19 protein-coding genes and 3 pseudogenes are annotated in these 22,982 nt (G+C 41.7%); 14 read left to right on the top strand and 8 right to left on the bottom strand.

From position 1 onward, the window contains the following. The first annotated feature begins 122 nt into the window (after positions 1 to 122). The 3 genes and pseudogenes from BN1234_RS17325 to BN1234_RS17315 all read left to right on the top strand — a co-directional run bounded on the left by BN1234_RS17325 (position 123) and on the right by BN1234_RS17315 (position 2,773). The gene (locus BN1234_RS17325) at positions 123 to 683 is read left to right on the top strand and encodes a histidine phosphatase family protein (protein WP_054957901.1); all 561 of its coding nucleotides are present in this window, start codon (positions 123 to 125) and stop codon (positions 681 to 683) included. 335 nt (positions 684 to 1,018) lie between these two features. Then, positions 1,019 to 1,898, top strand: a pseudogene (gene sigJ / locus BN1234_RS17320) (RNA polymerase sigma factor SigJ). 404 nt (positions 1,899 to 2,302) lie between these two features. Beyond that, positions 2,303 to 2,773 carry a GNAT family N-acetyltransferase gene (locus tag BN1234_RS17315; RefSeq protein ID WP_054957900.1) on the top strand — a complete coding sequence of 157 codons (471 nt, stop codon included), beginning with the start codon at positions 2,303 to 2,305 and terminating at the stop codon, positions 2,771 to 2,773. Positions 2,774 to 2,882: 109 nt separating this feature from the next. Here BN1234_RS17315 and BN1234_RS22010 read toward each other — a convergent pair. After that, positions 2,883 to 2,993: pseudogene (locus tag BN1234_RS22010) on the bottom strand (ArsB/NhaD family transporter); the annotation flags it as partial. A 302-nt stretch (positions 2,994 to 3,295) separates the two neighbouring features. On the opposite strand from BN1234_RS22010, the pseudogene tnpA reads away from it, so the two are divergent. The 8 genes and pseudogenes from tnpA to xerS form a co-directional block, all read left to right on the top strand. Beyond that, positions 3,296 to 3,492: pseudogene (tnpA, locus tag BN1234_RS22005) on the top strand (IS200/IS605 family transposase); the annotation flags it as partial. Continuing rightward, positions 3,476 to 3,985 (top strand): argininosuccinate synthase domain-containing protein, encoded by a 510-nt coding sequence (locus tag BN1234_RS17310; protein ID WP_054957899.1) that lies wholly within the window; start codon positions 3,476 to 3,478, stop codon positions 3,983 to 3,985. The pseudogene tnpA and the gene BN1234_RS17310, both read left to right, overlap by 17 nt. After that, positions 3,973 to 4,401 carry an adenine nucleotide alpha hydrolase family protein gene (locus BN1234_RS23140; RefSeq protein ID WP_170308073.1) on the top strand — a complete coding sequence of 143 codons (429 nt, stop codon included), beginning with the start codon at positions 3,973 to 3,975 and terminating at the stop codon, positions 4,399 to 4,401. Before BN1234_RS17310 ends, BN1234_RS23140 begins: the two co-directional genes overlap by 13 nt. A 196-nt stretch (positions 4,402 to 4,597) precedes the next feature. Next, positions 4,598 to 5,296, top strand: coding sequence for a VanZ family protein (locus BN1234_RS17305; RefSeq protein WP_054957898.1), 699 nt, complete (start codon positions 4,598 to 4,600; stop codon positions 5,294 to 5,296). A 52-nt stretch (positions 5,297 to 5,348) separates the two neighbouring features. Beyond that, positions 5,349 to 5,474 (top strand): hypothetical protein, encoded by a 126-nt coding sequence (locus BN1234_RS22935; RefSeq protein WP_281177655.1) that lies wholly within the window; start codon positions 5,349 to 5,351, stop codon positions 5,472 to 5,474. Positions 5,475 to 5,752: 278 nt separating this feature from the next. Continuing rightward, positions 5,753 to 6,310, top strand: a complete 558-nt coding sequence (locus BN1234_RS17300) for a matrixin family metalloprotease (RefSeq protein ID WP_054957897.1) — start codon at positions 5,753 to 5,755, stop codon at positions 6,308 to 6,310. A gap of 24 nt (positions 6,311 to 6,334) precedes the next feature. Further along, positions 6,335 to 6,919 carry a hypothetical protein gene (locus BN1234_RS17295; protein WP_054957896.1) on the top strand — a complete coding sequence of 195 codons (585 nt, stop codon included), beginning with the start codon at positions 6,335 to 6,337 and terminating at the stop codon, positions 6,917 to 6,919. A gap of 856 nt (positions 6,920 to 7,775) precedes the next feature. Beyond that, positions 7,776 to 8,846 (top strand): tyrosine recombinase XerS, encoded by a 1,071-nt coding sequence (gene xerS / locus BN1234_RS17290; RefSeq protein ID WP_054957895.1) that lies wholly within the window; start codon positions 7,776 to 7,778, stop codon positions 8,844 to 8,846. Between the two features lie 1,192 nt (positions 8,847 to 10,038). On the opposite strand, the gene BN1234_RS17275 is transcribed toward xerS, so the two are convergent. The 3 genes from BN1234_RS17275 to BN1234_RS17260 form a co-directional block, all read right to left on the bottom strand. After that, on the bottom strand, positions 10,039 to 11,271 hold the full coding sequence (locus BN1234_RS17275) for a carboxylate--amine ligase (protein WP_054957892.1): 1,233 nt from the start codon (positions 11,269 to 11,271) through the stop codon (positions 10,039 to 10,041). A gap of 201 nt (positions 11,272 to 11,472) precedes the next feature. Next, positions 11,473 to 13,350, bottom strand: coding sequence for an ABC transporter ATP-binding protein (locus BN1234_RS17265; protein WP_054957890.1), 1,878 nt, complete (start codon positions 13,348 to 13,350; stop codon positions 11,473 to 11,475). Beyond that, positions 13,347 to 15,068, bottom strand: coding sequence for an ABC transporter ATP-binding protein (locus BN1234_RS17260; protein WP_170308079.1), 1,722 nt, complete (start codon positions 15,066 to 15,068; stop codon positions 13,347 to 13,349). The genes BN1234_RS17265 and BN1234_RS17260 overlap by 4 nt, the downstream gene beginning before the upstream one ends. Positions 15,069 to 15,357: 289 nt before the next feature. On the opposite strand from BN1234_RS17260, the gene BN1234_RS17255 reads away from it, so the two are divergent. Next, a complete protein-coding gene (locus tag BN1234_RS17255) occupies positions 15,358 to 16,647 on the top strand; it encodes an NCS2 family permease (RefSeq protein ID WP_054957889.1) in 1,290 nt (429 codons plus the stop codon). A 59-nt stretch (positions 16,648 to 16,706) separates the two neighbouring features. Here the strand turns inward: BN1234_RS17255 and BN1234_RS17250 are convergent, their stop codons facing one another. The 3 genes from BN1234_RS17250 to cls form a co-directional block, all read right to left on the bottom strand. Next, entirely contained in the window at positions 16,707 to 17,072 is a 366-nt protein-coding gene (locus BN1234_RS17250) for a DUF3221 domain-containing protein (RefSeq protein ID WP_156337257.1), read from the bottom strand. Between the two features lie 54 nt (positions 17,073 to 17,126). Then, the gene (locus BN1234_RS17245) at positions 17,127 to 18,188 is read right to left on the bottom strand and encodes an acyl-CoA dehydrogenase family protein (protein ID WP_054957887.1); all 1,062 of its coding nucleotides are present in this window, start codon (positions 18,186 to 18,188) and stop codon (positions 17,127 to 17,129) included. Between the two features lie 232 nt (positions 18,189 to 18,420). Continuing rightward, a complete protein-coding gene (gene cls, locus BN1234_RS17240; protein ID WP_054957886.1) occupies positions 18,421 to 19,869 on the bottom strand; it encodes a cardiolipin synthase in 1,449 nt (482 codons plus the stop codon). Between the two features lie 303 nt (positions 19,870 to 20,172). Between cls and BN1234_RS17235 the strand changes: the two genes are divergently transcribed. After that, positions 20,173 to 20,799: a DUF2238 domain-containing protein gene (locus tag BN1234_RS17235; protein WP_054957885.1), complete on the top strand. Its 627-nt coding sequence runs from the start codon at positions 20,173 to 20,175 to the stop codon at positions 20,797 to 20,799. 89 nt (positions 20,800 to 20,888) lie between these two features. Here BN1234_RS17235 and BN1234_RS17230 read toward each other — a convergent pair whose 3' ends face one another. Further along, positions 20,889 to 21,461 (bottom strand): GNAT family N-acetyltransferase, encoded by a 573-nt coding sequence (locus tag BN1234_RS17230; protein WP_054957884.1) that lies wholly within the window; start codon positions 21,459 to 21,461, stop codon positions 20,889 to 20,891. Positions 21,462 to 21,929: 468 nt separating this feature from the next. On the opposite strand from BN1234_RS17230, the gene qoxA reads away from it, so the two are divergent. Further along, the gene (qoxA, locus tag BN1234_RS17225; RefSeq protein WP_054957883.1) at positions 21,930 to 22,916 is read left to right on the top strand and encodes a cytochrome aa3 quinol oxidase subunit II; all 987 of its coding nucleotides are present in this window, start codon (positions 21,930 to 21,932) and stop codon (positions 22,914 to 22,916) included. Positions 22,917 to 22,982: the final 66 nt, after the last annotated feature.

Genomic DNA, 22,982 nt, shown 5'->3' with positions numbered 1-22,982 from the left:
ATCCGCACCGACTAAGCGCATCGCGCCCGGCCACGTTGTGGCCTTAAGTCGGTGGGACATCGTGAACACGCCAACGTTATCTGAAACCATTGCAATCTTAAACAGGAGGATGAACCAAGGTAATGGGAACGATTATTTACTTCGTGAGGCATGCAGATTCTCCGTATATTGAAGGTCAAGAAAGAGCCCGTGGCCTCTCTGAAGCAGGTGCGAAGGACGCATTGAAAGTGAGAGATATATTAGCACTTGAAGGAATAAATGTGTTCTATTCAAGTCCATATGAAAGAGCAATAAGGACTATACTTCCTGCAGCGGACCATTACGGAATGGATGTATTAGTTGAAGAAGATCTTAGGGAGAGAATGATTGGTGATTTCAATCCCTTAAGCTTTTGGGAAGCTAAGCAGCAAGTTTACAATGATTTTAGCTTTTTCTTTCCCCAAGGCGAGAGTAGTCTTAATGCCCAGGAGAGAGCTGTTACTGTGCTTTTAGAGATAATAAATAAGCACAACAATCAGAGAGTTGTGGTCGGAACACATGGTGACATTATGACTTTGATGTTGAATGCCTTAAATAAACGCTTTGATTTTGGTTTCTGGCAATCAACTTCAATGCCAGACATTTATAAGGTTCAACTAATCGGTCAAGAAATTTCCGAGATAAAGAGATTGTATGAAAGATAGTTCGAAGATGGCAATGTCATCAAATAACACTCGATTCACGCTGCAGGGCTGCCACCCCTTGGTCCGCGCCGATGATTTTCAAAGAAGTGAAGTCAGACGGACAACCCTGCACTGCCTAACCGACTCGCGGCCGTTCCCTTCGGTCACTTAAGGCAGTGAGGGTTCGTGAATGTATTATCGTGACAAACGATTGACACCTTCCGCAAAATGGAGTGTTCTGGATACGTACATGGGGACTCGATGTGATCTTGACGGGAAAGCTTCCGGGGAGAATCAAAAAGCTGGTAGAGGATACTGCCAGTATGCTTAGATAGAAATGAAAGGAGGGACAGCGATTGGAAGAATTATACTGTCAATATAAATCGCTCCTATTCACGCTGGCTTATCAGATAACGGGTTCTGCGGCGGAAGCGGAAGATGCGGTACAGGACGTATTTATAACAGGACGTATTTATAAAGGCGTACGATGTACATCCCGAACGATTGGAGGAGCCTAAGGCGTATTTGTGCAAAATGGTAACCAATCGCTGCCTCGATCTGCAGAAGTCGGCGCGGAGGAAAAGGGAAATATACGTCGGTCCGTGGCTCCCCGAACCTTTTCGTACGCCGGAGGAGGAAACGCTCGAGTCGACGGTTGTCCGCCGCGATATGCTATCTTACGCCATGCTCGTTTTGCTCGAGAGGCTGACGCCGACAGAGAGAGTGGTTTTCGTCCTGCGTGAGGCACTGGGCTTTGATTATCCCGAAATAGCCAAACTGCTCGATAAGAAAGAGGCGAATTGCCGGAAGCTAATGAGCCGGGCAAGAAGCAAAATTGGAATATCCGTGGGGGATCCGGTCGTGGCTGAAGCGGCCGAAATGGATTGGGTTAGCCGTTTCCTCACATCCTTCGAACAAGGAAACGTCGATCAGATTCTGTCACTGCTGACTGAAGACGTCATGCTCGTCTCTGACGGAGGCGGAAAAGTGCTCGCCTTTACGCGTCCGATACAAACGCGCGATCAAGTGGCACGAATCCTTGCAGGTGCGTTTGAAGGCATAAAACCCTACTATCGGGGTAGTCTTTTCTCCGAGATTGCTCCTCTCAACGGCGAGACCAGTATAGTGCTCCGCTCAGGGGACGAAACAGTGGCGGCTATATTTTTACAACTCAGACACGGAAAGATTGCCGGAATCTACATTGTACGAAACCCGGATAAGCTTACTCGGGCTTAAAAAAATTAACCACCCCTAACGGAGAAATCGCTTTGGTCACTGCAATCGGTAAGCGTCCCAAGATAAAAATTGAACCAGATGTTCTTGCCGTATCGTTGCTGACAATAAGACATTTGCTTGTTACGAGTCGGAAAGATCTCGAAGATATGAACAAGAAATCTGCATCCAAGAAAGTTCGCAATGGTTCTCGGTCATTTAGGACTGAACCGAGGGAGTGCTTGGGGGAGCTCTACTGCGCAAGGTGATGAACATCGGAAAGCCATATGCGGGAAAACAGCTCGTACGGTTTGACGAGGGGGAAACCAGCCCACTACTGAGTAATGATGAATCATAAAATTAAAAGGAGTAAAAATTAGTCCTGCACAGTAGGTTAGGACAAATATCTAAATAAATGAGGTGTGAGAATGGAAATAAGAAAATACCAGTATGGAGAAGAGTCTCAATTGATGGATATATTCGTCTCATCAATCAGAGAGAATGCCAAAAATGATTATAGTGCACAGCAATTGGAAGCATGGGCTCCTGATCATATAAATTCAGAAGAATGGATAGATCGAATGAAAAGCATTAATCCATATGTATTACTCGATGGAAGTAAAATATTGGGGTATGCGGACCTCCAAGACACTGGTTATATAGATCATTTCTTTGTGCGTGGTGGACATTCCGGTAAAGGCATTGGAAAGCTGCTGATGAAGCATATTCTAAAAGAAGCGAATGAAAAAAAACTTTTACAATTAACCTCACACGTCAGTTTGACTGCACAGAATTTCTATAGAAAATTCGGTTTTGACATTGTTGAACGTAAGAAAGTGCTAATAAGAGGAATAGAATTAGAAAATGCATTAATGAGGAAGCGACTTACTGATTGTTAATACCGAGTCCATTCCGGCAATCAGTACAAGTTCTTGTCCTTTACATAAGCATTATAAGATACTATTCAATAACAGAGCATATCTTCTTATATCACTTTTATTGATAACAAACTACTACCGGTACCTGAATAAATTCACTGGCTAAATAAGCAACGAGTAGGATGGCTAGAATGACCCAAGAAAGCTTGAACATGCGTATATCTTTAATCGCCTCACTCGGAATCAACACGACGAACTAAGAAAACGTGGAGAAAATCTTTTAAAGGAGCACCCAAAGAAGATTTATTATTGAGTACGGTACCTAGGAGTATTACGATACTATCCAATTTTTCATAAAAAACTAAACGGTAGTTCAATAAAAACGAGAAACAGCCGATTAACGGGATCGGCTGTTTTTGTTACGGCTTCAGCCAGTTAGTGCGTGAAACGCGCGAAACAAAAAACCACCCGCTATGCGGGTGGAGGAAGGGTTTGACCAACAAGACCATTCCCATAAAATTGAGATGTTCAGGCTCAATAATGATGGCAAACAAGAGCTATAGTCTAGCCCACACGAAATGGATGTGCAAATACCACATCGTGTTCACCCCGAAGTATAGACGGAAAGAGATCTATAATCAAGTGAGGAAAGACTTAATCGAAATATTCAAGCGGTTAAATACAAGGGAGTGGAGATCATAGAAGGTCACATGATGCCAGATCATGTACACCTTGTTATCGGGTGGAACATTAATCATTCAAACACAAACCCTAATGAAGCCTAAAACCTTTGTTGATTTATTAATTGGTGAAAAGATCACTCATTTTGGCTGTACTCCAGGTCTTTTTAAAATTATAGAAGTGACTCATAGTAAAAGTCTTTTCAGTGTTGATCCGAACTTATGGGGAAGAAGTGTTGAAGCTGGTGCGCTTGAAGATCCTTGGGTTGAGCCTCCAAGAGAAGCATTCGAATGGACTTTATCACCAGAAGAATGTCCAAGTAAAGCAACATACATAGAAATTTCTTTTGAGGCGGGTAGGCCAGTATCTCTAAATAATGAGCGCATTGATCTGGTTCAGCTCATAGAGAATTTAAACGAACTTGGGGGAAGTTACGGGGTCGGACGCATTGATCACGTAGAAAATCGATTAGTTGGAATAAAAACGAGAGAAATTTACGAGGCTCCGGCTGCAGTACTCCTACATGCTTCCATGCAGCCTTGGAATCTTTAACTCTGTCAAAAGAACAGTCTCGATTAAAGTCCTTTATTTCACGGGAATACTCAGATATGGTTTACAATGGTCTGTGGTTTTCTGCTTACCATCAAGACTTACTAGCTTATATTGAATCAACCCAACGTTTTGTTTCTGGGACAGTTCGAATCAAGCTATATGCAGGCGGTTTTGATATTGTTGGACGTAAATCTGACTTTTCTCTATTTAATCCTAGTTTAGCTACATATGAAACAGGAGATCAATTCGACCATAGTGCTTCTGTTGGATTCATTAAAACGTGCTCTTCCCGATCAATCATTGAGTCGTTTGATGGAACCTCGATACATCAAGGGGGATTAAGTTGCGCAAATTATTTCAACTTTGGGGTAGGTGATAATAATAATTGTCGAGGGACAAGAACATGGTCCCATTGAAAGTCGCTATTAGCGGCTTTTTTTTATTTTATCGGTACAAGTTCTTGTCCAAGGCCAAAGACAAGAACTTGTACCGATTGCCGAAAAGGACAAGAACATGTTCCGATTACCGATTAGACAAAATCGAAACTTTCAATGTCAACAAATCGTTTTTACATGAGATGACGAGTCCAAATTTGAAAAGGGGTTAGAAAACATGCTGAATATTAATAAATGGTACAGCTTGCTTGCAGCATCTCTTCTTTATTTTATTTATACATGCAGAACAGTCTTATTTGAAGGTGTAAGGTTCTTAGATTATGTGAATTTGATTGTGAATTTTGGCTTGATCTTGTTATTATCGATTTGGTTGATTAGTAAATCGACCGTAACCAATAGGATTGAGCAGTTTATTTCATTTTTTTTAGTGCTTTATTTATACGTTTTACATTCGTTAGTAACCTCTGTCTATATTCCTTATTATTTTACGCAAAAATATTTAGGAAACCATTTTGTGCATGTAGACCAAATTAACTTAATTCCCTTTAAAACCATTTTCAGTGATTTATTCGTAATAGCGGTGCCTGTAACTATCTTGCAGACTTTAGGAAATCTATTGTTGTTATCACCACTAGCATTCGCTTTACTTTCACTGGGGGTTATAGGTAAAAAGTATAAAGTGATTTTAGTCACTTTTCTAACATCGCTGTTCATAGAAATATTTCAATTTTTTGTGAATTATAGTGTTTCGGGCTATGAGTATGGGTATGAAGGGCCACATGCTGTAGATATTGATGATCTCATATTGAATACAACTGGTGGTGTGATTGGAGTTTTGTTTTTTATGATTTATAAAAAGATGTTTATGAAAAAATTCAAGACGTTTACCCGACAAAAAATTAACTACTTTTCTTAGCTGATCGCGAGAAGTTGCGACGCGGATTAAACAAGTGTCGGGGGACAAGAACATGGTCACATTGAAAGTCGCTATTAGCGGCTTTTTATGTTATCGGTACAAGTTCGTGTCCCGAGTCAAGGAGAATTTCTGGACGGCAGTGGAGAGAAATGAACGTTTGAAGAAGTTGCTCAATTAGTGTCTAAACTTTAACAAACTTCAATGTAAAATTTCATGCAAGTTGTAATTGCGGCCAGAAAATATCCCTGTTTTTTATTTTATCCTGTAACTTTTTCTGAATTAAAGTGTTTCTAAAGTAAGCGGATTAATTATGGGAAAAATCGAAAAACATACAGGTTTTGGTCATCATCTATTTTCTATAAATAATTTGCAGATGTTTAAGTAACTACCCAAGGAAAGGAGGAATAGGAGGAGTATAGTAAGATACACAATGAAAAAAGATAGGAGGAAATTATTGTGAAATCTAAAACAAAATTAATGCATATCTTAGTTTTTATGATCGTTTTATCTTTTACGTTTAGTTCTTATGCTCTTGCTTACAACAACGAAAACAACATGTGTGGAACATGGAAATCTCCTGGTAACATAGAATACAAGTTTATTGGGGATACACCAAGTGATTACAAAAACATATTTGCCCGTGCCGTAGTCGGATGGAACGATACACCAACCAAAATTGGTCTGTCACATGACTATACTTTAACCACAGCAAATGTTTTTGGGATTTATAACGAGGAAGGAAGCAATATGGGAAGAGCTTTCTTGTATTGTAAGCCTTTTACCTCCGAAGCCAGCAGCGGTAATGCTGGTTTAAATAATCTTTGGTTTTATAATTATTCAGGATCTAAAAATAAAACAAATCTTCAAATTAATACGGCGTTGCATGAAATTGGACACTTTATTGGTCTCGGGCACTCAACAGTTCCACCAACGGTTATGAGCGCATATGGTCTTTACACCGATACTATCCCACTAAAAGATGACATAAATGGTATTAATGCAATGTATCCTTGAGTCGATATCTAGGGAGGGAATGTGATGGCTAATAAAGTTAAAAGCTACTTAATAACGATTTTGGGCGCTTTTACTTTTGCTACTCTGCTTTTCTTTTTTTATACGGAAATTAACGAATCGTCGCATGGTGCGGTAAAGGAAGCTACGACTAATAACATAGATCTAGCATTTGAATCTTCACCGGTTGTAGTTATTGGCAAGATTATTAGTGATTCTGGAACGACACGTAACCTTAGACGAGATTCGGTAGATCCGACAAAAGAAGACAATACCGTTAGTGTCCCAGGAACCGATTACGATGTGGAGGTGGTGCAGGTTTTAAAGGGTAACGTGGAAGTGAATAGCAAGATTAAAGTAGCTGTTCCTGGTGGAGACTACAAAGGGGTATCTGCTCCTCTTCAAGCTTCATTAACAAATAATGAAGAATATATCTTCACATTAGCTCCTTCACCATCAAGTCCTTCAAGTTACTTTGGTATGATTGAACCATTTATTTTTCAACTGAGAGACAATATGGTTGTTGCTATTACAAATAATGAGAAAATCAAAGCTGAATTTCAGGAAGTGAATTTGACTGAAGCAGATATCATCCAAAAATTTAAAGAGTGATTCGTATATTAAACTTATCCAAAAGAGCAAAAATATGATTATGTGCAGGTAGATATGCAGTTACAATAATGTATCTATCACTCCCATTAAATTAATTGGTAATTAAAAACCCGTACTAATTAGTACGGGTTTTTGTTGCGGTACGCCCAGCAGGGGGGTCATTTATACGGTAAAACTCCGGAAGTTGTGGCTGACAAGCGCCTAGTATTAGCCAATAGCAATGGTGTCTACCGTAAGGCGGAATCTGAAGGGAACTGGAACAGGTACAGCAGCATAACCTGTTGTGTGTAAAAAAGATAGTAACATTAGAAGTCGCTGATTTGAAGTGCACCCCGATTGTTAGAAACACTCTAACAATTGGAGGTGCAGTTTTTATGACTAAATATACTAATGAGATAAAGTTGGCGATAGTTCGAGGGTATAACCCTGATTTAGTATCAGAGAGTGAATACGCAATGGAAATGGGTCTGTTTTCCAAAGTCAAATGCTTTTTTATTGTAAGATTGAATTGAATCTTAAGGGATACTGAAGGTGCATAAATATACTTCTGGTGAATACTTAATTAACGAGTGCATTGAATTTTTTCTAATGAATTCCGGAATAAAGACTATTTTCAGGTCGATACACGAAATGTCTTCTAATGGATTGTGGAACAACAGTAACGAAGCCATGCGGGTTTGCAGGTTTCGTTTTCTCACGGATTATGGAATATGACAGTATATATATAGTAGGGTAGTTTTGGCGTTGAAGCACCGACTGATGGGAAGTCTTGCGCAAGTTCATTATTACGTAAAATAATAATTTGACGAATAATTAATGGATATATTATCATAGTAACATAAGGAGGCGACTGGTTATGGATAAAAGCACGAAATCACATTACATGAAACGAATTGACGATAAACTAACCGAGTTACCATGGTACGTAACTGAATACATAGATAGCCGCAAACGTAAATTGTCGCATACAACGCTCCTGAATTATTGTCACGATTACATAATCTTTTTTGATTGGCTTGTTTCTGATAAGCTTGCAGCTGCAACACGTAAAGATATTTCATTAGCCACATTAGAAAGCTTAACGGTTCGTGAGGTTGAGAACTTTTTATCGTTTCTGGAGTATCAGCTGGGCAACACCAAATACACGATTAACCGTAAGCTGTCTGCGTTGAAGTCATTGTTTGATTATTTGCAAAATAAAGCGGAAACTTCAGATCTAAAGCCATATATCCAGCGTAATGTAATGGCCAAAATCGAATTCAATACCGTAAAAGAAACCCAGGAAACGATCGCTAACCGCATTGAAGGCAAAATACTCCGTGAAGACGATTTTGAGTTATTCCGGCAATTTGTCGCTTATGATTACGGTGTGCAGAATAAATCCAATACTAGAATATATCGTTTCCATGAGTTTAATCGTGAGCGGGATACAGCGATTGTATCCTTGATCCTGGGGTCCGGACTCCGATTGTCTGAAGTGGCAGGAATCAACGTTGAGGATTTGGATATGAATAAAGGTTTAGTTCGTGTACTGCGTAAAGGCAATAAAGAGCAATATGTGTATTTTAGTCAACAAGCATCGGTTGATCTGGAGAATTACCTGAAGATCAGAGAAACGCGTTATAAAGCGGAAAAATCCGAAAATTACTTATTTATAGCAGCGCCAATCGGCCGAAAAGGAAAAAACCGGAGATTAACACCAAGATCGATTGAAAAGTTGATTGAAAAATACGCTGCAGCTTTTGGTAAGCCGGCGTTGACGGTGCATTCCTTAAGACACTCGTTTGCAACACGATACCATCAGGAGAATAACGATGTACCACGATTAAAGAATCAATTGGGGCATTCATCGATACAAACGACAATGATTTATACACACTTAACGGATGAAGAAATGAGAAAGGCAGTTAATAATATGGATCGTTAAAACCGTGCTGTTGTGTGGTTTTCTTTATTACTTTTACACAAAACTCGTATTTTGTACATATGTCTATGATTGTTTAACTCGTTCAATCAACCCCAAAAAAATTTTAATTGAGCGTGATGTCTTTCTATCTTCTTTCATATTTATTTGATAACCTGGATTTTTTTCTTTATTTCATCATAAGATTCATCTTTCAAGGTCAAAAATTCTTTTGTGCTGTTGAACATCGATTCCACCTTATTATCCGCATTAACTTTTAGATAACTTGCGGTAGGATGTACGTCAGTATACTTACCGGTTGTCTTGTTGAAAACCAAGTGAAAGATTAGTTCATGACCCGTGCTTAATTCTGAGCGGAAGCTTATTTCATCTTCCACACCGTAATGGTGTAGCTTACCTCTGACAATTAATGTCGAGTGTGTAACTAATTCTTTCAAATCTTTAGGATCTATTATTAGTCAGTTTCGACAAATCGAGATGTTACAGAGGATCCTTCTGCCACTACCAATAGTTCAAGGCTGCTATAAACAGTGAAAGCCAATGCAGCACAAACTATTAAAAAAATGAATTTTTTTATCCGGTTCCCCCTTTTTGACGATAACTTCTTGTTTTAATTCGTTACCGGATGCTGATACCTGGTTTAAAAAGGGTTTTCCCCGATTATAAAAGGAATAAATATAGTATAAATTGAAATCACAAAAAGAAACCAAAAGGTTTTAGATTGAAGACGTTGAGTAAAATAAATAGTATTTTTCTTAATAAGTAGTCCAGCAATGATTGTATAAAGTGCAAATAAGAAATAGGACACTCCGAACCAATTCACCCAAATGTTGCCCAAAACGTCAATACCAACATCTTTATACATACTGCTTAGTATGTAATAAGTAAATAAAAAGCCAGATATAAAAAAAGTTATAAATTCAAGTAATCTCATACACTCCATTTTTATCTTTTGCATACGTAATCACCCAACCTCCATTACTTTTCAAATAAACCGGTTAGCTAAATCCATTTATACGCTTATTTAAATAACGGAAAAAACTAAGGATTAGTTACATACTAATTCATACAAACCTGCCGGTTAGTTTAATGAAATTGGCCTCTAATCAATCTTTATTAGCCGCAGTCAATAACATTGCAAAAATAAAAAAATGAGTCCGGTACATTCACCGAACTCATTTTGATTAAGGTCCACTTATTGCTTTTTAAAATAATAATTCCGGAAATTTTTGATATGTCCGTAGTTATATCGAGCAATTCTTAGCATCCGCTTCAGGTTTAAGTCCTCTTTATACCAAAGTGATCTGAGTACCTTTTTTTGTTTATACATTTCATTTACTTCTTTAGATAAATTCGGATCAGCGACATACTTTTGTAATACGGCTTTCGGAACATTGGTCCAAAGGCCTTTCTTCTCACCGTATACACATTCTTCATCTTTGCCGTATACCACGTTGTCAATAAGCACCTTGATCATGTTAAGCCCTGCTGCTCTGACAAAAAGGCTGCTTCTGCCTAATCGCGGATTAATTTCAAACATCATATACTTGCCTGTTCTATTGTCATATTTCATATCGATATTCGAAAAGCCGACATAACCGATATCTTCAAGAAAAGTCTTTACCTGCTGGTACAGCTCCATATCAGAACGAGATATAATCGCAGCATAGTTCCCAAGGGTTTTCGGTGCATATTCCTCAATAACAGGCTGTCCCAGGCACATCATTTTAACTTTTCCATTCTCATCGGAATAGCTGTTGATGACCCTCATGGAATTGTCACTGCCGGGAATAAACTCTTGGATAATTAATTTCCCGCTATAATCGGACTTATTCATACTTCTAACCATCTTTAAATAGTCTTCCTTCGTATCAAAGAAGAACACTTTCTTCTTACCTTCAAATTCACTATGCAGGTATTCATAGGCATTACTGTTTTCCGGCTTTACAACAATAGGAAAGTCAAAATCCATTTGTTCCAGAGCATTTTCCCGCTCCTGCGGCTCGCAGACAATCGTCTTTGGATAATTCAGTCCATGCTGATCACATAGCTTATAGAATTTATCCTTCGTGTCAAACGTGTTAAGCAATTCCTCGGAAATAAAGTGATTCGCAATGAGTCCTTTAAACTTGGAATAGTGTCTGGTCAACAGACTAGCATAGTAATCCGAACACGGAATAACCACTATTTTCTTATTCGGAACCGCATGTTTTTCCAATATGGAAAGCAGCGCTCCGGGAAATACATCATCATGGTCAAATCGATCGACTTGAACGAGATTAAATAAATTACTGTGCATGGTTGGTATTAACAGCCGTGTACACAATAGTAGTGGCTTAATTTGATACGTCTCATGAATGAGTCTGGCGTTGCCATACGCGTTTTCATCGCTTCCTAGTATGATTGGTAGAAAATCTTTATGTCCCATAGCTTCTCCTTATCCAACATGTTAGTTTTTATATCTCTTATTATAGCAAGAGAGCTGTTATATTCTATTGCTCTTTTATCTTTCATTATAGCCGATTTAAATATATCTTTAATAGGATTACCAGATGTTACCGCATTTTTTTCGAATTTGAGGAGTGGTTCGTTGTCATTCTGGCACTTGATTGTTATTGTTTCATTTCCTTCAACCTGTTTCTTCACCGTGCCATAGCTGACGGAAACTTTCGCTCTTGACCAGAAGCTCGTCGGCGGTCCCTTCTGCTTCGATCTGACCACCCGACAAAACGACAATATGGTCGGCATGAGAAAGTGCTGACTTGCGGTGCGAAATGACCAGACAGGTCACATCTTCACGCTCATGGAACAGACGTTCCCATAGCTGCCGTTCGGTCTCCACATCAAGCGCACTGGACAGGTCATCAAATACATACAGTTCAGCATCCCTTACCAGCATTCTTGCCGCAGCTGTCCGCTGAGCCTGCCCTCCAGAGAGCTTCACACCGCGTGGACCCACCATCGTATCCAAACCTTGCTGAAGATGCTTGATATCCTCTTCCATCACCGCGGCATGAAGCGCACGCTGTAAACTTCCCGGCTTCTCTGTTATCCCTAGCAAAATGTTATTTCGAAGCTTGTCACTATATAATCGTGGAATCTGTGCGGTATAAGCGCTTTGCGGCGGAATGAAAAAATCAGCCGGCTCCTCAATTTTTTCATTATTCCACCGGATCTCCCCAGACTGTGCTGGTAGTAAGCCTAGTATGGAGCGGACCAGTGTTGTTTTCCCACTGCCGATCATTCCGGTCACAACCGTAAATGAACCCCGCTTGATTTGAAGATTAATATTCTGAATTCCGCGCCCTGTATCCGGATATCGATAACTAAGCCCTTGCACTTGAAGCAGCTCTAATGGAGGGGCTTGAACTGCCGGATCGAGTTGTTCACCTTCTGCTTCGGATATTTCCGATTGAACCCCACCGGGTGACGGGTTCTCATGATCTTGTCCCATGGTCCCAGCACCACCATCTAAAGACGAAAATGAGCCGTCTCGAACATTTGTTCTCTTCCCTCGTCCAATACCAATATAATTTGCTGCGGTGAGCAAGGATGCCGGTGCGCCCTGCAGCATGATTTTTATACGTTGAAAGCTGACTCCCATCTGTTTATAAAAGGTCATAAAATTACCTGCGTTAGAAATGAGCTGTGTAACGAAAGTCAGGTAATAAACGAATAAGGCCAAGTCGCCAACAGTAAAGCTTCCGCTGCGCATTTTGTAACTTGCGAGTACAAGAATTAGTCCGGTACCCAGATTGACGGAATTCGTAAATATCGATGACAGGGTTTCCGTCAGTAATTTATCTTTAACCATAGACTCCCGTCTGTTCTCGCTCAATCTCGCAAAGCGCTCCACGACCCGCTTCTCAGCTCCAGCGACTTGAATAGCCTGAACATTGGCAAACATCTCGCTTATAGCCCCTGTGACTTTAGCGGTTGATTCACGGCTCGCTGCCCGGTATTTCTGAATCCGTGCGGTAGCAATCTGAGCTGCAGTCACTACGAGGATCAACGGAACAAAAACGAGAACCGTTAGCTGAAGATCTATGGAGACGAGGATCCAGCTTGCCACAATGACAAAGCCGATCAAGCCCAAGGTGTCAACCGACCAGCTTACAGCTTCCTCCGTTTGTTCAACATCATCCCGGAAGTTGCTAATGGCCTCTCCTGGTGAGCATGGTATAGCTCGTGCCCCAGGTTCCTTCAGGATATGAGCCAACATATTTCGCCTAACTAACATGCTGGTTCGAAAACGAAAATGTACATCGGTCATGAAACCACCGAAGATAATTGCGATTCTTCCCAGAGCAGCGCCTACCAGTAAGGCTGCAATCCCCCATGCTCCATAGGAGAGCGATATATTCCCTTCCAAATAGTCAAAATAAGCTTTCGTCAGCAGCCCGGGAACCAGTGGTGCCATATGTATGAGTGACCATGCAAGTAAGTTTAGTAAATATAGACCAGGCCGATATTTGATAAGCGACCAGAAAAAATGCCTTGTCTTCATGCAAGCACCTCCTCTGCTCCGACCGAAAGCATTCGGCTAAACCGCGAATTCGGATCAGCTGCTAGCTTCTCTCGGTACCCGCTTTCAATCGTGCGTCCATTCTCCAAAATAAGAATGCGATCTGCCCGCTGTACGGTCGCTAGACGATGAGCAATTATGATACATGTTTTTTCGCGTAAAAGACGGGTAATCGCCGCTTCGATCCGGTATTCTGTCAACGGGTCCAGCCTGGATGAAGCTTCATCCAAAATAACAAGTCCCGGCTCAGTCAGAAATACTCTGGCGAAAGCTAGCAGCTGCGCCTCACCGGCAGACAAGCCTCCGCCTCCTGAAGACAGCATCGTATTTAGTCCTTCCGGAAGCGAAGCGCGCCAATCTGCTAATCCCAGCTGCATCAATACCTCTTCAATACGCTGATCAGCAATGCTGTCATCGAATAAGGTCAGATTGTCACGGACTGTGCCTTCAAGAATCTCAATATTCTGCGTGACCATTGCTACTTTCCTTCGAAGCTCATGAAGCTTACAGTCCCGGATGTCGGTACCAGCAAGCTTTATGCTCCCGAACTCTGGATCATAGAAGCGAAGCAAAAGACGTGCGATCGTTGTCTTACCGCTGCCTGTACGTCCCAGCAGTCCAAGCGTCTGTCCTGGCTCAAGCCGGAAATGAAGATCTTCCAGTGTCTTTGCATCCTCTTCATATGAGAAGCTAAGATCACTGAACTCCACAGATAAAGGGCCGCTTGGCAGCGGTGCACCTTGACCGTCTTGTATCAGCGGCTTGGTCGCGAGTAAATCACGGACACGTGTCAAGCTGGCATCCGCTTTCTGTAAATCCTCCAGCTGTGTCCGAATCTTTTCAATAGGCTTTGCCAGAAGTTCCGTATAATAGAACACCAGATAGACAGAGCCAATCGTCAGCACTCCCTGGCCATTTACCCATAGGATTGCACATACGATAAAAGCTGCAGCGTTTCCGAGTGCAAATACAAGGATCGAGGTACTCCACATTAGACAGAAACCAATAAAAGCCCGAACTCGTACAGGCAGCATACGTCTGGTTAACTCATAGAATCGGTTCATCACATAGCCTGCTGCACCATTCGCTCTCGTATCCTCCGTTCCTTCCAGATGCTCTCCAATAAAACCATAGAACTCAGCGTTAAGCTCTCTCCATTTCTTCCATACCGGCGCGGCAAAACGGCGAATATGCTGAATAACATATATGGCTCCTACCACGAACACGGTCATCACAAGTCCAATCCAGAAATTTTCCCGATACAGTAAAACTAATATTCCGATCATAAGCAGCAGGTTGCCAAACAGATGGATAATAAAGCTGGAGAAGAAGTTCGCCAATGCATTAACATCTCCATCCACTCTTTCGATCAATGAGCCTGAAGTCTGTGTTTTGTGAAAGCTCATATCCAGTGAAAGACAGTGCTCTACCAATTCGGCACGGAGTTTATTAGTCGTTTTCCAACCCAGATTTTCACTGAAATAGGCAGCGGCCACAGAGACTCCCTGCTGAAGCACGGAGAATACAATAAACAACCCAGCCGCATAATACAGCGCTGTAATGCTTCCTTCTCCTTGAGCTGTATCAATAAAAAACCGGATGATCTGCGGATTGACAAGCTGCAGGCTAATCGAAAAAAGTAAAAGCAAGGTGAGGCCCATTAATAGCTTACGCTGAGGAAGAACATATCGTATTAGCATCTCACGGTACATACCGATACTTTTTCCTTTTGTTTTTCTAGTTTTATTCTCTTTCACGGGTATCCCCCTTCTTAACAGCTAGAAATGATTTGAGGAGTGGAGTATCAGGAAAATTATAGGAGACATATAATTATAATTTTCTTCCTAAGGTGATGCAACAGATACTTTTGCTTTTCTCTCACATAAATGCTACTGATATGTTTAAATTTTATGTTATAATTTCCTCTGCATGTGTTTTAAACGAACTGCATGTGGGTGGGAGAGGGAAATCTGAAAAGTGTGATATATCATGGAAGGAGTATTCAAGCTTAAGCACCACGGAACGAATTTGAAAAAGGAGGTCACGGCAGGCTTAACATCCTTTTTCTCGATCGTTTACATCATTGCGGTTAACGCCAAAATTCTTGAGGATGCGGGCATCCCGCTTGAGGCAGGGATTATTGCAACCGTTCTGTCTTCACTGATTGGCTGTCTGCTCGTTGCGTTCATGGCGAACGCCCCGCTGATCATCGTACCCGGTATGGGCATCAATGCCTTATTTACGTATACCATTGTCGGTTCGATGGGGTTAAATTATATGGAGGCGTTAGGAGCGGTTGTTCTATCGGGGATCCTGTTTGTGATCATTGCTTTTTCCAAACTGTCTACCATCATTAGCAAGGCTATACCAACTTCTTTAAAAGAGTCCATCTCCGTTGGGATTGGGCTGTTTATCGCTTTTATTGGCCTGCAAAAGAGCGGTATCGTCATCGGAAACACGGGTCATTTTGTCGCCCTCGGCGATTTGTCGGCACCGATGGTGCTGGCAACGATCATCAATCTGGTGATCACCTTATTCTTGTTTTTGAAAAAAGTCCCTGGTAACTTTCTGATCAGCATTATATTAGGCACTCTGGTTGCCTGGTTGTTTGGAATCATCGACTTCTCGTCGTTGCATGCCGGGTCCATCTCTTTCCAATCCTATCAAAGCGTGTTCTTAAGTGCAGACTGGAGCAAACTGATTAGCATTCCATTCCTGATGGCCTGCTTCTCGCTCGTTTTGGTCCTGGTTTTTGAAAATATAGGACTGGTGCATTCTCAAGTCGACGGTTTGCTACAAGCACCGGAAAAGAACGGGAAAGCGCTCAAGGCCGTTTCGATTTCCTCAATCGTTTGCGGCCTGCTGGGTACAAGCCCTCCGGTTTCTACGGTAGAATCGGCTGCGGGCATTACGGCAGGTGGAAGAACCGGATTAACCTCGTTGATTACGGGCGTTTTGTTCTTGTTGTCCCTGTTCTTTATGCCTTTTATCAAGCTTGTTCCGGATGCAGCCATTGCCCCTATTCTTATCATTATCGGGGGATTAATGCTGTCGAATATCGTTAATATAGACTTTAGCGATTTTACCGAAGCGTTTCCTGCATTTCTCGTCATTATCATGATTCCGTTAACCTACAGCATCGTGGACGGGATTGCCTTCGGCTTTATCGCTTATCCGCTGCTCAAGCTGTTTGCCAAGAAGCGGGAACAGCTTTCGATAGCCATGTTCGTGATTTCGATTCTGTTTCTGGCGAATTTCTTGCTGCAGGCGGTTCTGTAAAACAACAAAGGGCACCTCTCTCGAGGTGCTCTTTGTTTTTATCATAATTTTGAACAGTATTATTGATCATGCCTGATGATTTCCGTGGCAACTGCCTGCATCGGCGATGACATCATAACATAACCAGCGGTTTTCACAGTCACTCTCTCACCCATGGTCAGGTCATGATAAAGAGCAGTATCTTTGACGTGATAATACATCACACGATCCCGATTGGATTCTTTCATAAAGTAATCAAGCGATAAAGACTCCGCTTCTTTTCTCGAAATATCGCGCGCCACTATGATTACCGGCGTTTGATTGCTGTTGATTTCTTTACCGATAATGTAATCGCCATTACTCCCTTTAGAACTTAGAAGAAAGATCGCAAGAATAACAGCTAGGAGTGATAAAACTGTGGCAGAAACAATCCATTTACGCATCATTGTGCCCTCCCGCCTACAAAAACTGCAAATCGCTATTCGAAGGTTCGCTCAAGCTCAATAACTCCGAAGCAGTGCATGCTGACAAGCGGTTTGAAGATCTCTCCACGTCCGATTGACTGCACTGTCCTCCATAGCGGCAGATAACCCTAGCAGCGGGAATAATACTTGTCCGCACTGTAATGAGACTTGGGCTGTAGAGATACATTGCTCGGATACCTTAGCCTCTGTCTCCTGAGATAAATGCCCTTCCTGCTGCAGTTCATTCCACGATTGATTCATACAAGCGTATAAGTCCATTTCAGAACGCTTTAAAGCTTCCTGCATGCTGCTTAATTGGTTACTGACAAAGGGATGGCGGCTTGGCTTTTGCTCCAATAGCGCTTCAGCAGCTTCTAAAAAGTGCTGTGCAATCCCTAAGGTTACTGCTGCAAAAGAGGCTTGGGCGAAGGCAAGAAACGGATAAGAATAAATGAGCTCATACTCATAAGATTTTTTATCGGTAATATCAAATGTCATCTCTTCAGGCACAAATGCATCCCTGGCCGATATGGAGTGACTGGATGTCGCCTTTAATCCGAACGCATTCCAATCCGGTTTGATATGTATTTGTTCTGGCAAAAGTATCATCGAGCGTATTTCCGGAACATCACTTTCTTCAGAATCTGCTTCCTCTTCCCTCTTCTCCACGATCACATTCGCAGTAAACACCGTTGCATGGGTTGATCCGCTGCAATACTTCCAGCTTCCATTCACGATGTACCCACCAGGTACACGCCGTGCGGTTCCAGATGGCGTGCCGCTGCCGGCAATCACAGCAGTCCGGTGCGCGAAGACATCCCGGCTTACTTTTGGAGACATAAATGAGGCGAAGAATCCTCCCCCGGCACCGATCGTAATCAGCCACCCGAAATTCCCGTCAATCCGTGAGCATTCTTGAAATAGCTTAACAGCTTCAGGTAATGTTGTCATCCGGCCTTCCAATTCATTAGGTACAAATAGATGGAACAGGCGATAATCATAAATAAGCTGAAGCACTTCCTCTGTAACTTTGCCCTCTTGCTCCATCTGCAGAGATTGTCTGCGAATCTGTTCGATCTGATGTTGACTGAATAACATCTTTTCACCACATTTCCTATAAGTTCTATCTATTATACTATCAGGCTTCTGACCTATTCAGGTAGCCATTTTTCAAAATATCATAACCGATGAGGCATACTCCTCTTATTACTGATTTATCCAAATAATTTATTAACCCTGTAAAAACAAATAAGTTTAGAAAATATAAAAAAACCGCCTTTAGGCGGTTTTTCAAGGAGTTGTATACTATTTTTTCTGCATAGGGGAGTATTTATAATATTGGCGACAATAAGCGGGATATAGACTCTTTGATACGGATCCATTTGGAACGCTCCCGGTATTCTTTCAGAGTGAGCAGCCTGGACACCTTTATATCCTGCTTAAAATCCTGGCTTAATCGTTCGGCTATCCCCTCATCGTACAGAAATGCATTTACCTCGAAGTTAAGCTTAAAGCTTCGGAAATCGATGTTGGCCGTTCCAACAGAAGCTATTTCTTCATCAATCACCAGCGTTTTGGCATGAATAAATCCGTTACTATACAGATAAACCTTGGCACCAACACTCAGCATCTCTCCAATGTAGGATAGCGTTGCCCAGTATACAAACATATGATCAGGCTTATCCGGAATCATCACATTCACTTCAACTCCAGACAGGGAGGCTACTCGAAGTGCGTCAAGCATGCTGGAGTCCGGGATAAAATAAGGTGTTTGGATATAGATTGATTTTTGCGCAGAACTGATCATTTTTAGATAACCGTTCTTGATATGTTCGTACTCGGAATCCGGACCACTCGTTACGATCTGTATGCCTACATTGCCCTGAGTAGGCAAATGAGGAAACAGGCTTGGGAAATAGACAATATCATGATTCGATGAGGCTTGATTCCAATCCAGAATAAACCTTGTCTGTATGGAGTAAACCGCAGTTCCTACAATTCTCAGATGCGTATCCCGCCAGTACCCGAATTTCGGATTAAGCCCAAGATATTCATCACCCACATTAAATCCGCCTACATATCCGATCTTCCCGTCAATGATGACCAGCTTGCGGTGATTACGGTAGTTCAAGCGAAGATTGATAAGACGGTACTTTGATGGAAAAAAAGCCTCAACTTGTCCACCGGCGTCCCGCAGCTCTTGTAGAAACCTCGGGTTGATTCGTCTGGAACCCAGTTCATCATATAACACTCGAACGTTAACGCCCTGCTTCGCTTTTTTCGTTAATAGATCCATCATTCGCTTGCCCAGTCGGTCCTTCTGAATGATGTAGTACTGTATATGGATGAATTCGGTGGCTTCCTCAATGTCTTGAAAGAGAGCGGCGAACTTCTCTTTACCGTCTGTAAAAACTTCCACCTGGTTATCTTCACTCAGTACCGCTTGATTGTGCAGCAAATTCATCGTAATCAAATCTTTATTCTTCCATGAAACATGATTTTTGAATTGAAATTGTTCGGAGCGTAACAGGGATTCCTGGAACTTCAATCCTCGGTCCAGACCTTTTTTCTTTATATCGTCCCAGTAAAATAACCGTTTCCGTCTGAAGTTTTGAGCGAAGAACAAATACAGTATAAAGCCGGCAATCGGAATTAGCAGTAATACTAAAAGCCATGCCCATGTTGAGCCAACATCTCTTCTTTCCTGGAAGATAACGACGAAGGCAAATATGATATTCAAAAATATAATTAGTCCGAGAAAAACCGTTGTAACATGCATGTTGGCTGATCTTCCTTTAACTTAAGAAATTAAAAAAGGATACCCTTTCAGGCACAATATACTCGGGTATCGAGTTACTAGCATACCAATAATCTCTCCTCTCTGTCCATATTTAAACGAAACCAGGCAATTATCTTGAAACCTATGATTCATTCGGATCTGCTATAAACCAGTTTGTGATACATATCTTTTTTTTCCTTATCCCCGGATTATTCTTGTCATTCAGGTCAAAACTGTTATTACTTACTTTCCTTTGCAGAGGAAACGTTTGTACACACGCTCCAATAACCAGGGAGGCATTTCATGACAAGAACGTCTCATAAAAGATGGAGAAGCCTGCAGCGCTTCAATTATATATTTGAAATAGGGCTATATATCATCTGTAGTTTATGCTTGGTGTTTTTTGCTGTTAAAGGGATTTATGCAAAATGCTTTCAAGCAGCTTTGATCATTTCCGTGCTTCTGATCATGAGAGGGTTGACAAAATGGACAAGAACCCGGCTATCTTCAGGTCTTCGGTTTTCCATCTTGTTATTCATCACCATCACGATGCTTCTAGCTAAACTATTTAATATGTATAGTGTCATTCCGCATCTCGATAAGATTGAGCATTTGCTCTCAGGTGCTATTCTTGTATATGTCGGATTGCTTATTCATGATAAAACGATACAACGTCATCCTGAGAGACACTTGCATCAGCCAGGGGCCATCTGGTTCGCATTATTCTTTTCAGTTGCCATGGCTGGGGTATGGGAAATATACGAGTTTACGGTTGATCATCTGTTTGGGCTGGTTTCGCAAAATGGCAGTTTAACCGATACGATGTGGGATATCATCTGTGGAACGGCGGGTGCAATAATAATTGTGGTATTCTTGAGCTTTAAAGTTATAAAAGACCCTCAATACATTCTTCGGACAGATGAGGCTTGAATGGAGACTAGTGGATCGTGAACAACATTAAACAACAAGAAGCCAATTCAGGGCTGTCCTGGAATGGCTTCTTGTTGTTTCTTGGATCTCTATTGATACTCAGCTCCGCGTACTTTGGAATACACCATGAGATGTATAAGATCGCCGTATTCGTTTCTCCTCCAGTTACGGAGTGTTCCTTCAAGCGAAAATCCTGTACGAACCGCGACTTTTCTGCTTCGCGTATTTCGGGAATCTATTCGGATTTCAACCCGATTCGCACCTAATTGTGTAACCGCAAAGTTTGATATGCCGTTTACCGCCTCTGCAGCAAGTCCTTTTCCTGTGCAAGAACTCCTCAGCCAATAACCAATCTCAAACCGGCGTGTTTTCCAATCTATGTGATGTAAGCCACTGCTTCCTACAAATGCACCTGTCTCCCTGTCGAACAAGTGAAGAACCAGATCCGTACGTTCAAGAAAACAGAGCCTGGCTTTTCTTACGAAAGCTTCAGATTCATGAACGGATGGTTTGTTATTGGCAAAAGGCAGCCATGGCCGAAGATCTTCTATACTTTCTATGATCGCTTCGTTCACAGCAACACCATCTCCCCATAGAGGGGCACGAATTAGAAGTCTCTCTGTTTCGATTTGCTCAGGGAATTCTAACATCATTGGATTCACGGTTGATCCTCCTGCCTTAAGGATTGAATAATGTGTATTTCCAAGTATACCTCTTTTTATAACCACTTCTCTACAATGTTTGATTCGAATTTTGGTGTTCGACCAGATTTCCACCGTAAACCAACTGTTTTCCTTCTTTCCCTCCAATTACCTGATCAGATCAATAGCATAATGGGTAAGAAATCCGTGGTATCTATCCGTTGTAAGTTGTGACAAATTCGAGAACTCTCGTGAATGTTTGAACAAAGTATGAACTCCCTAGAGGCCGCATGATTACTGTGATTTCTCTCACACATACCACCACTTGTAACAGTTTGAACACACAATGTTACTTACATTGTCATGATTAAACCAGTTACTGTAAAATATTCAAACATATGCTTTTTGCAAAGCCACAACTTACTTCTTAGTATAGATATAGGAAAAAATTATCGACTAGAAGATCAATAAGAAAGAAAGGGGTACATCATGAAAAAACGAGGGCCGTTATTTGCATTGTTCTTGAGCTTTTCCTTGCTTCTGTCGGGTTGCAGCTCATTGACAGTTTTGGATCCGAAGGGACCTGCTGCAAGAACCCTGTCCGATACCATCATTTTTTCTATTTTAATGATGCTTGGCGTTTTAGCGGTAGTATACACGCTGTTCATCGTTTTCCTGGTTAAATATCGGGCTAAAAAGTCTAATGAAGGATATGTGCCGCCTCATGAAGAGGGCAGTAAATGGCTGGAGGCCACTTGGATTGCCATTCCTGTAATTATTGTTGCGATTCTGTCAGTCGTAACCGTAAAGACTACGGCTGATGTTGAGAAGATCCCAGCGGGATATGAGAATCAGAAACCTCTGGTAATCTATGCGGCAGCTTCAAACTGGAAGTGGCACTTTAGTTATCCGGAGGAAGGGATCGAGACGGTTAACTATGTAAATATTCCGACACATCGTCCGATCGAGTTCCGAATATATTCATTCGGACCCATTGCAAGCCTGTGGATTCCACAGCTGGCTGGACAAAAATATGGTATGAGTGACATGGTTAACAAGCTCAATCTTGTTGCTGATGTGCCTGGCTCATATATGGGTAAGAACTCGAACTTCAGCGGTGAAGGCTTTGCGCACATGGAGTTCGAAGCACTAGCTATGTCTGCAGCTGAATTTGATGAATGGGTAAGCGATGTGAAGGCAAACGAGCCGGAACTGAGTGAATCTGAATTCAAAAAGCTGCTTGATACGAAGCATGTAGGCAGAATGTCCTTCTCAAGCAACCACTTGACATTCAGCCCTCCACCTGAAGAAGGACATCACGGAAGTGTTGACCATCAAGATAACAAAACCGAGCATCCTGAGCCTGCAACCCAGGACGAGACTGAATTCGACGATGAACCAAATGTGGATCCGAATAAGCCTCTTCCGGAATCTCCGGCTGATGAAGGCTCAACAAACCATGAAGAACATAAATAAAATGGCGGGTGTTCCCCTCCTATTATTGTATTGTACTTCACACATCCAGAAAGGAGTTAAGCCCTT

Origin of the sequence: Paenibacillus dakarensis, from assembly GCF_001373415.1 — a bacterium.
Classification (GTDB): Bacteria; Bacillota; Bacilli; order Paenibacillales; family Paenibacillaceae; genus Paenibacillus_AQ; species Paenibacillus_AQ dakarensis.
This window is presented reverse-complemented; position numbering and strand designations above follow the sequence as displayed.

Excerpts from the sequence above, each read along its gene's own strand:
- qoxA (WP_054957883.1), top strand. The coding sequence starts at position 21,930 with ATGAAAAAACGAGGGCCGTTATTTGCATTGTTCTTGAGCTTTTCCTTG.
- xerS (WP_054957895.1), top strand. The coding sequence starts at position 7,776 with ATGGATAAAAGCACGAAATCACATTACATGAAACGAATTGACGATAAA.
- BN1234_RS17315 (WP_054957900.1), top strand. The coding sequence starts at position 2,303 with ATGGAAATAAGAAAATACCAGTATGGAGAAGAGTCTCAATTGATGGAT.
- BN1234_RS22935 (WP_281177655.1), top strand. The coding sequence starts at position 5,349 with ATGGTCACATTGAAAGTCGCTATTAGCGGCTTTTTATGTTATCGGTAC.
- BN1234_RS17255 (WP_054957889.1), top strand. The coding sequence starts at position 15,358 with ATGGAAGGAGTATTCAAGCTTAAGCACCACGGAACGAATTTGAAAAAG.
- BN1234_RS17235 (WP_054957885.1), top strand. The coding sequence starts at position 20,173 with ATGACAAGAACGTCTCATAAAAGATGGAGAAGCCTGCAGCGCTTCAAT.
- BN1234_RS17295 (WP_054957896.1), top strand. The coding sequence starts at position 6,335 with ATGGCTAATAAAGTTAAAAGCTACTTAATAACGATTTTGGGCGCTTTT.
- BN1234_RS17310 (WP_054957899.1), top strand. The coding sequence starts at position 3,476 with ATGTACACCTTGTTATCGGGTGGAACATTAATCATTCAAACACAAACC.
- BN1234_RS17325 (WP_054957901.1), top strand. The coding sequence starts at position 123 with ATGGGAACGATTATTTACTTCGTGAGGCATGCAGATTCTCCGTATATT.
- BN1234_RS17305 (WP_054957898.1), top strand. The coding sequence starts at position 4,598 with ATGCTGAATATTAATAAATGGTACAGCTTGCTTGCAGCATCTCTTCTT.
- cls (WP_054957886.1), bottom strand. The coding sequence starts at position 19,869 with ATGCATGTTACAACGGTTTTTCTCGGACTAATTATATTTTTGAATATC.
- BN1234_RS17245 (WP_054957887.1), bottom strand. The coding sequence starts at position 18,188 with ATGTTATTCAGTCAACATCAGATCGAACAGATTCGCAGACAATCTCTG.
- BN1234_RS17260 (WP_170308079.1), bottom strand. The coding sequence starts at position 15,068 with ATGCTAATACGATATGTTCTTCCTCAGCGTAAGCTATTAATGGGCCTC.
- BN1234_RS17250 (WP_156337257.1), bottom strand. The coding sequence starts at position 17,072 with ATGATGCGTAAATGGATTGTTTCTGCCACAGTTTTATCACTCCTAGCT.
- BN1234_RS17265 (WP_054957890.1), bottom strand. The coding sequence starts at position 13,350 with ATGAAGACAAGGCATTTTTTCTGGTCGCTTATCAAATATCGGCCTGGT.
- BN1234_RS17275 (WP_054957892.1), bottom strand. The coding sequence starts at position 11,271 with ATGGGACATAAAGATTTTCTACCAATCATACTAGGAAGCGATGAAAAC.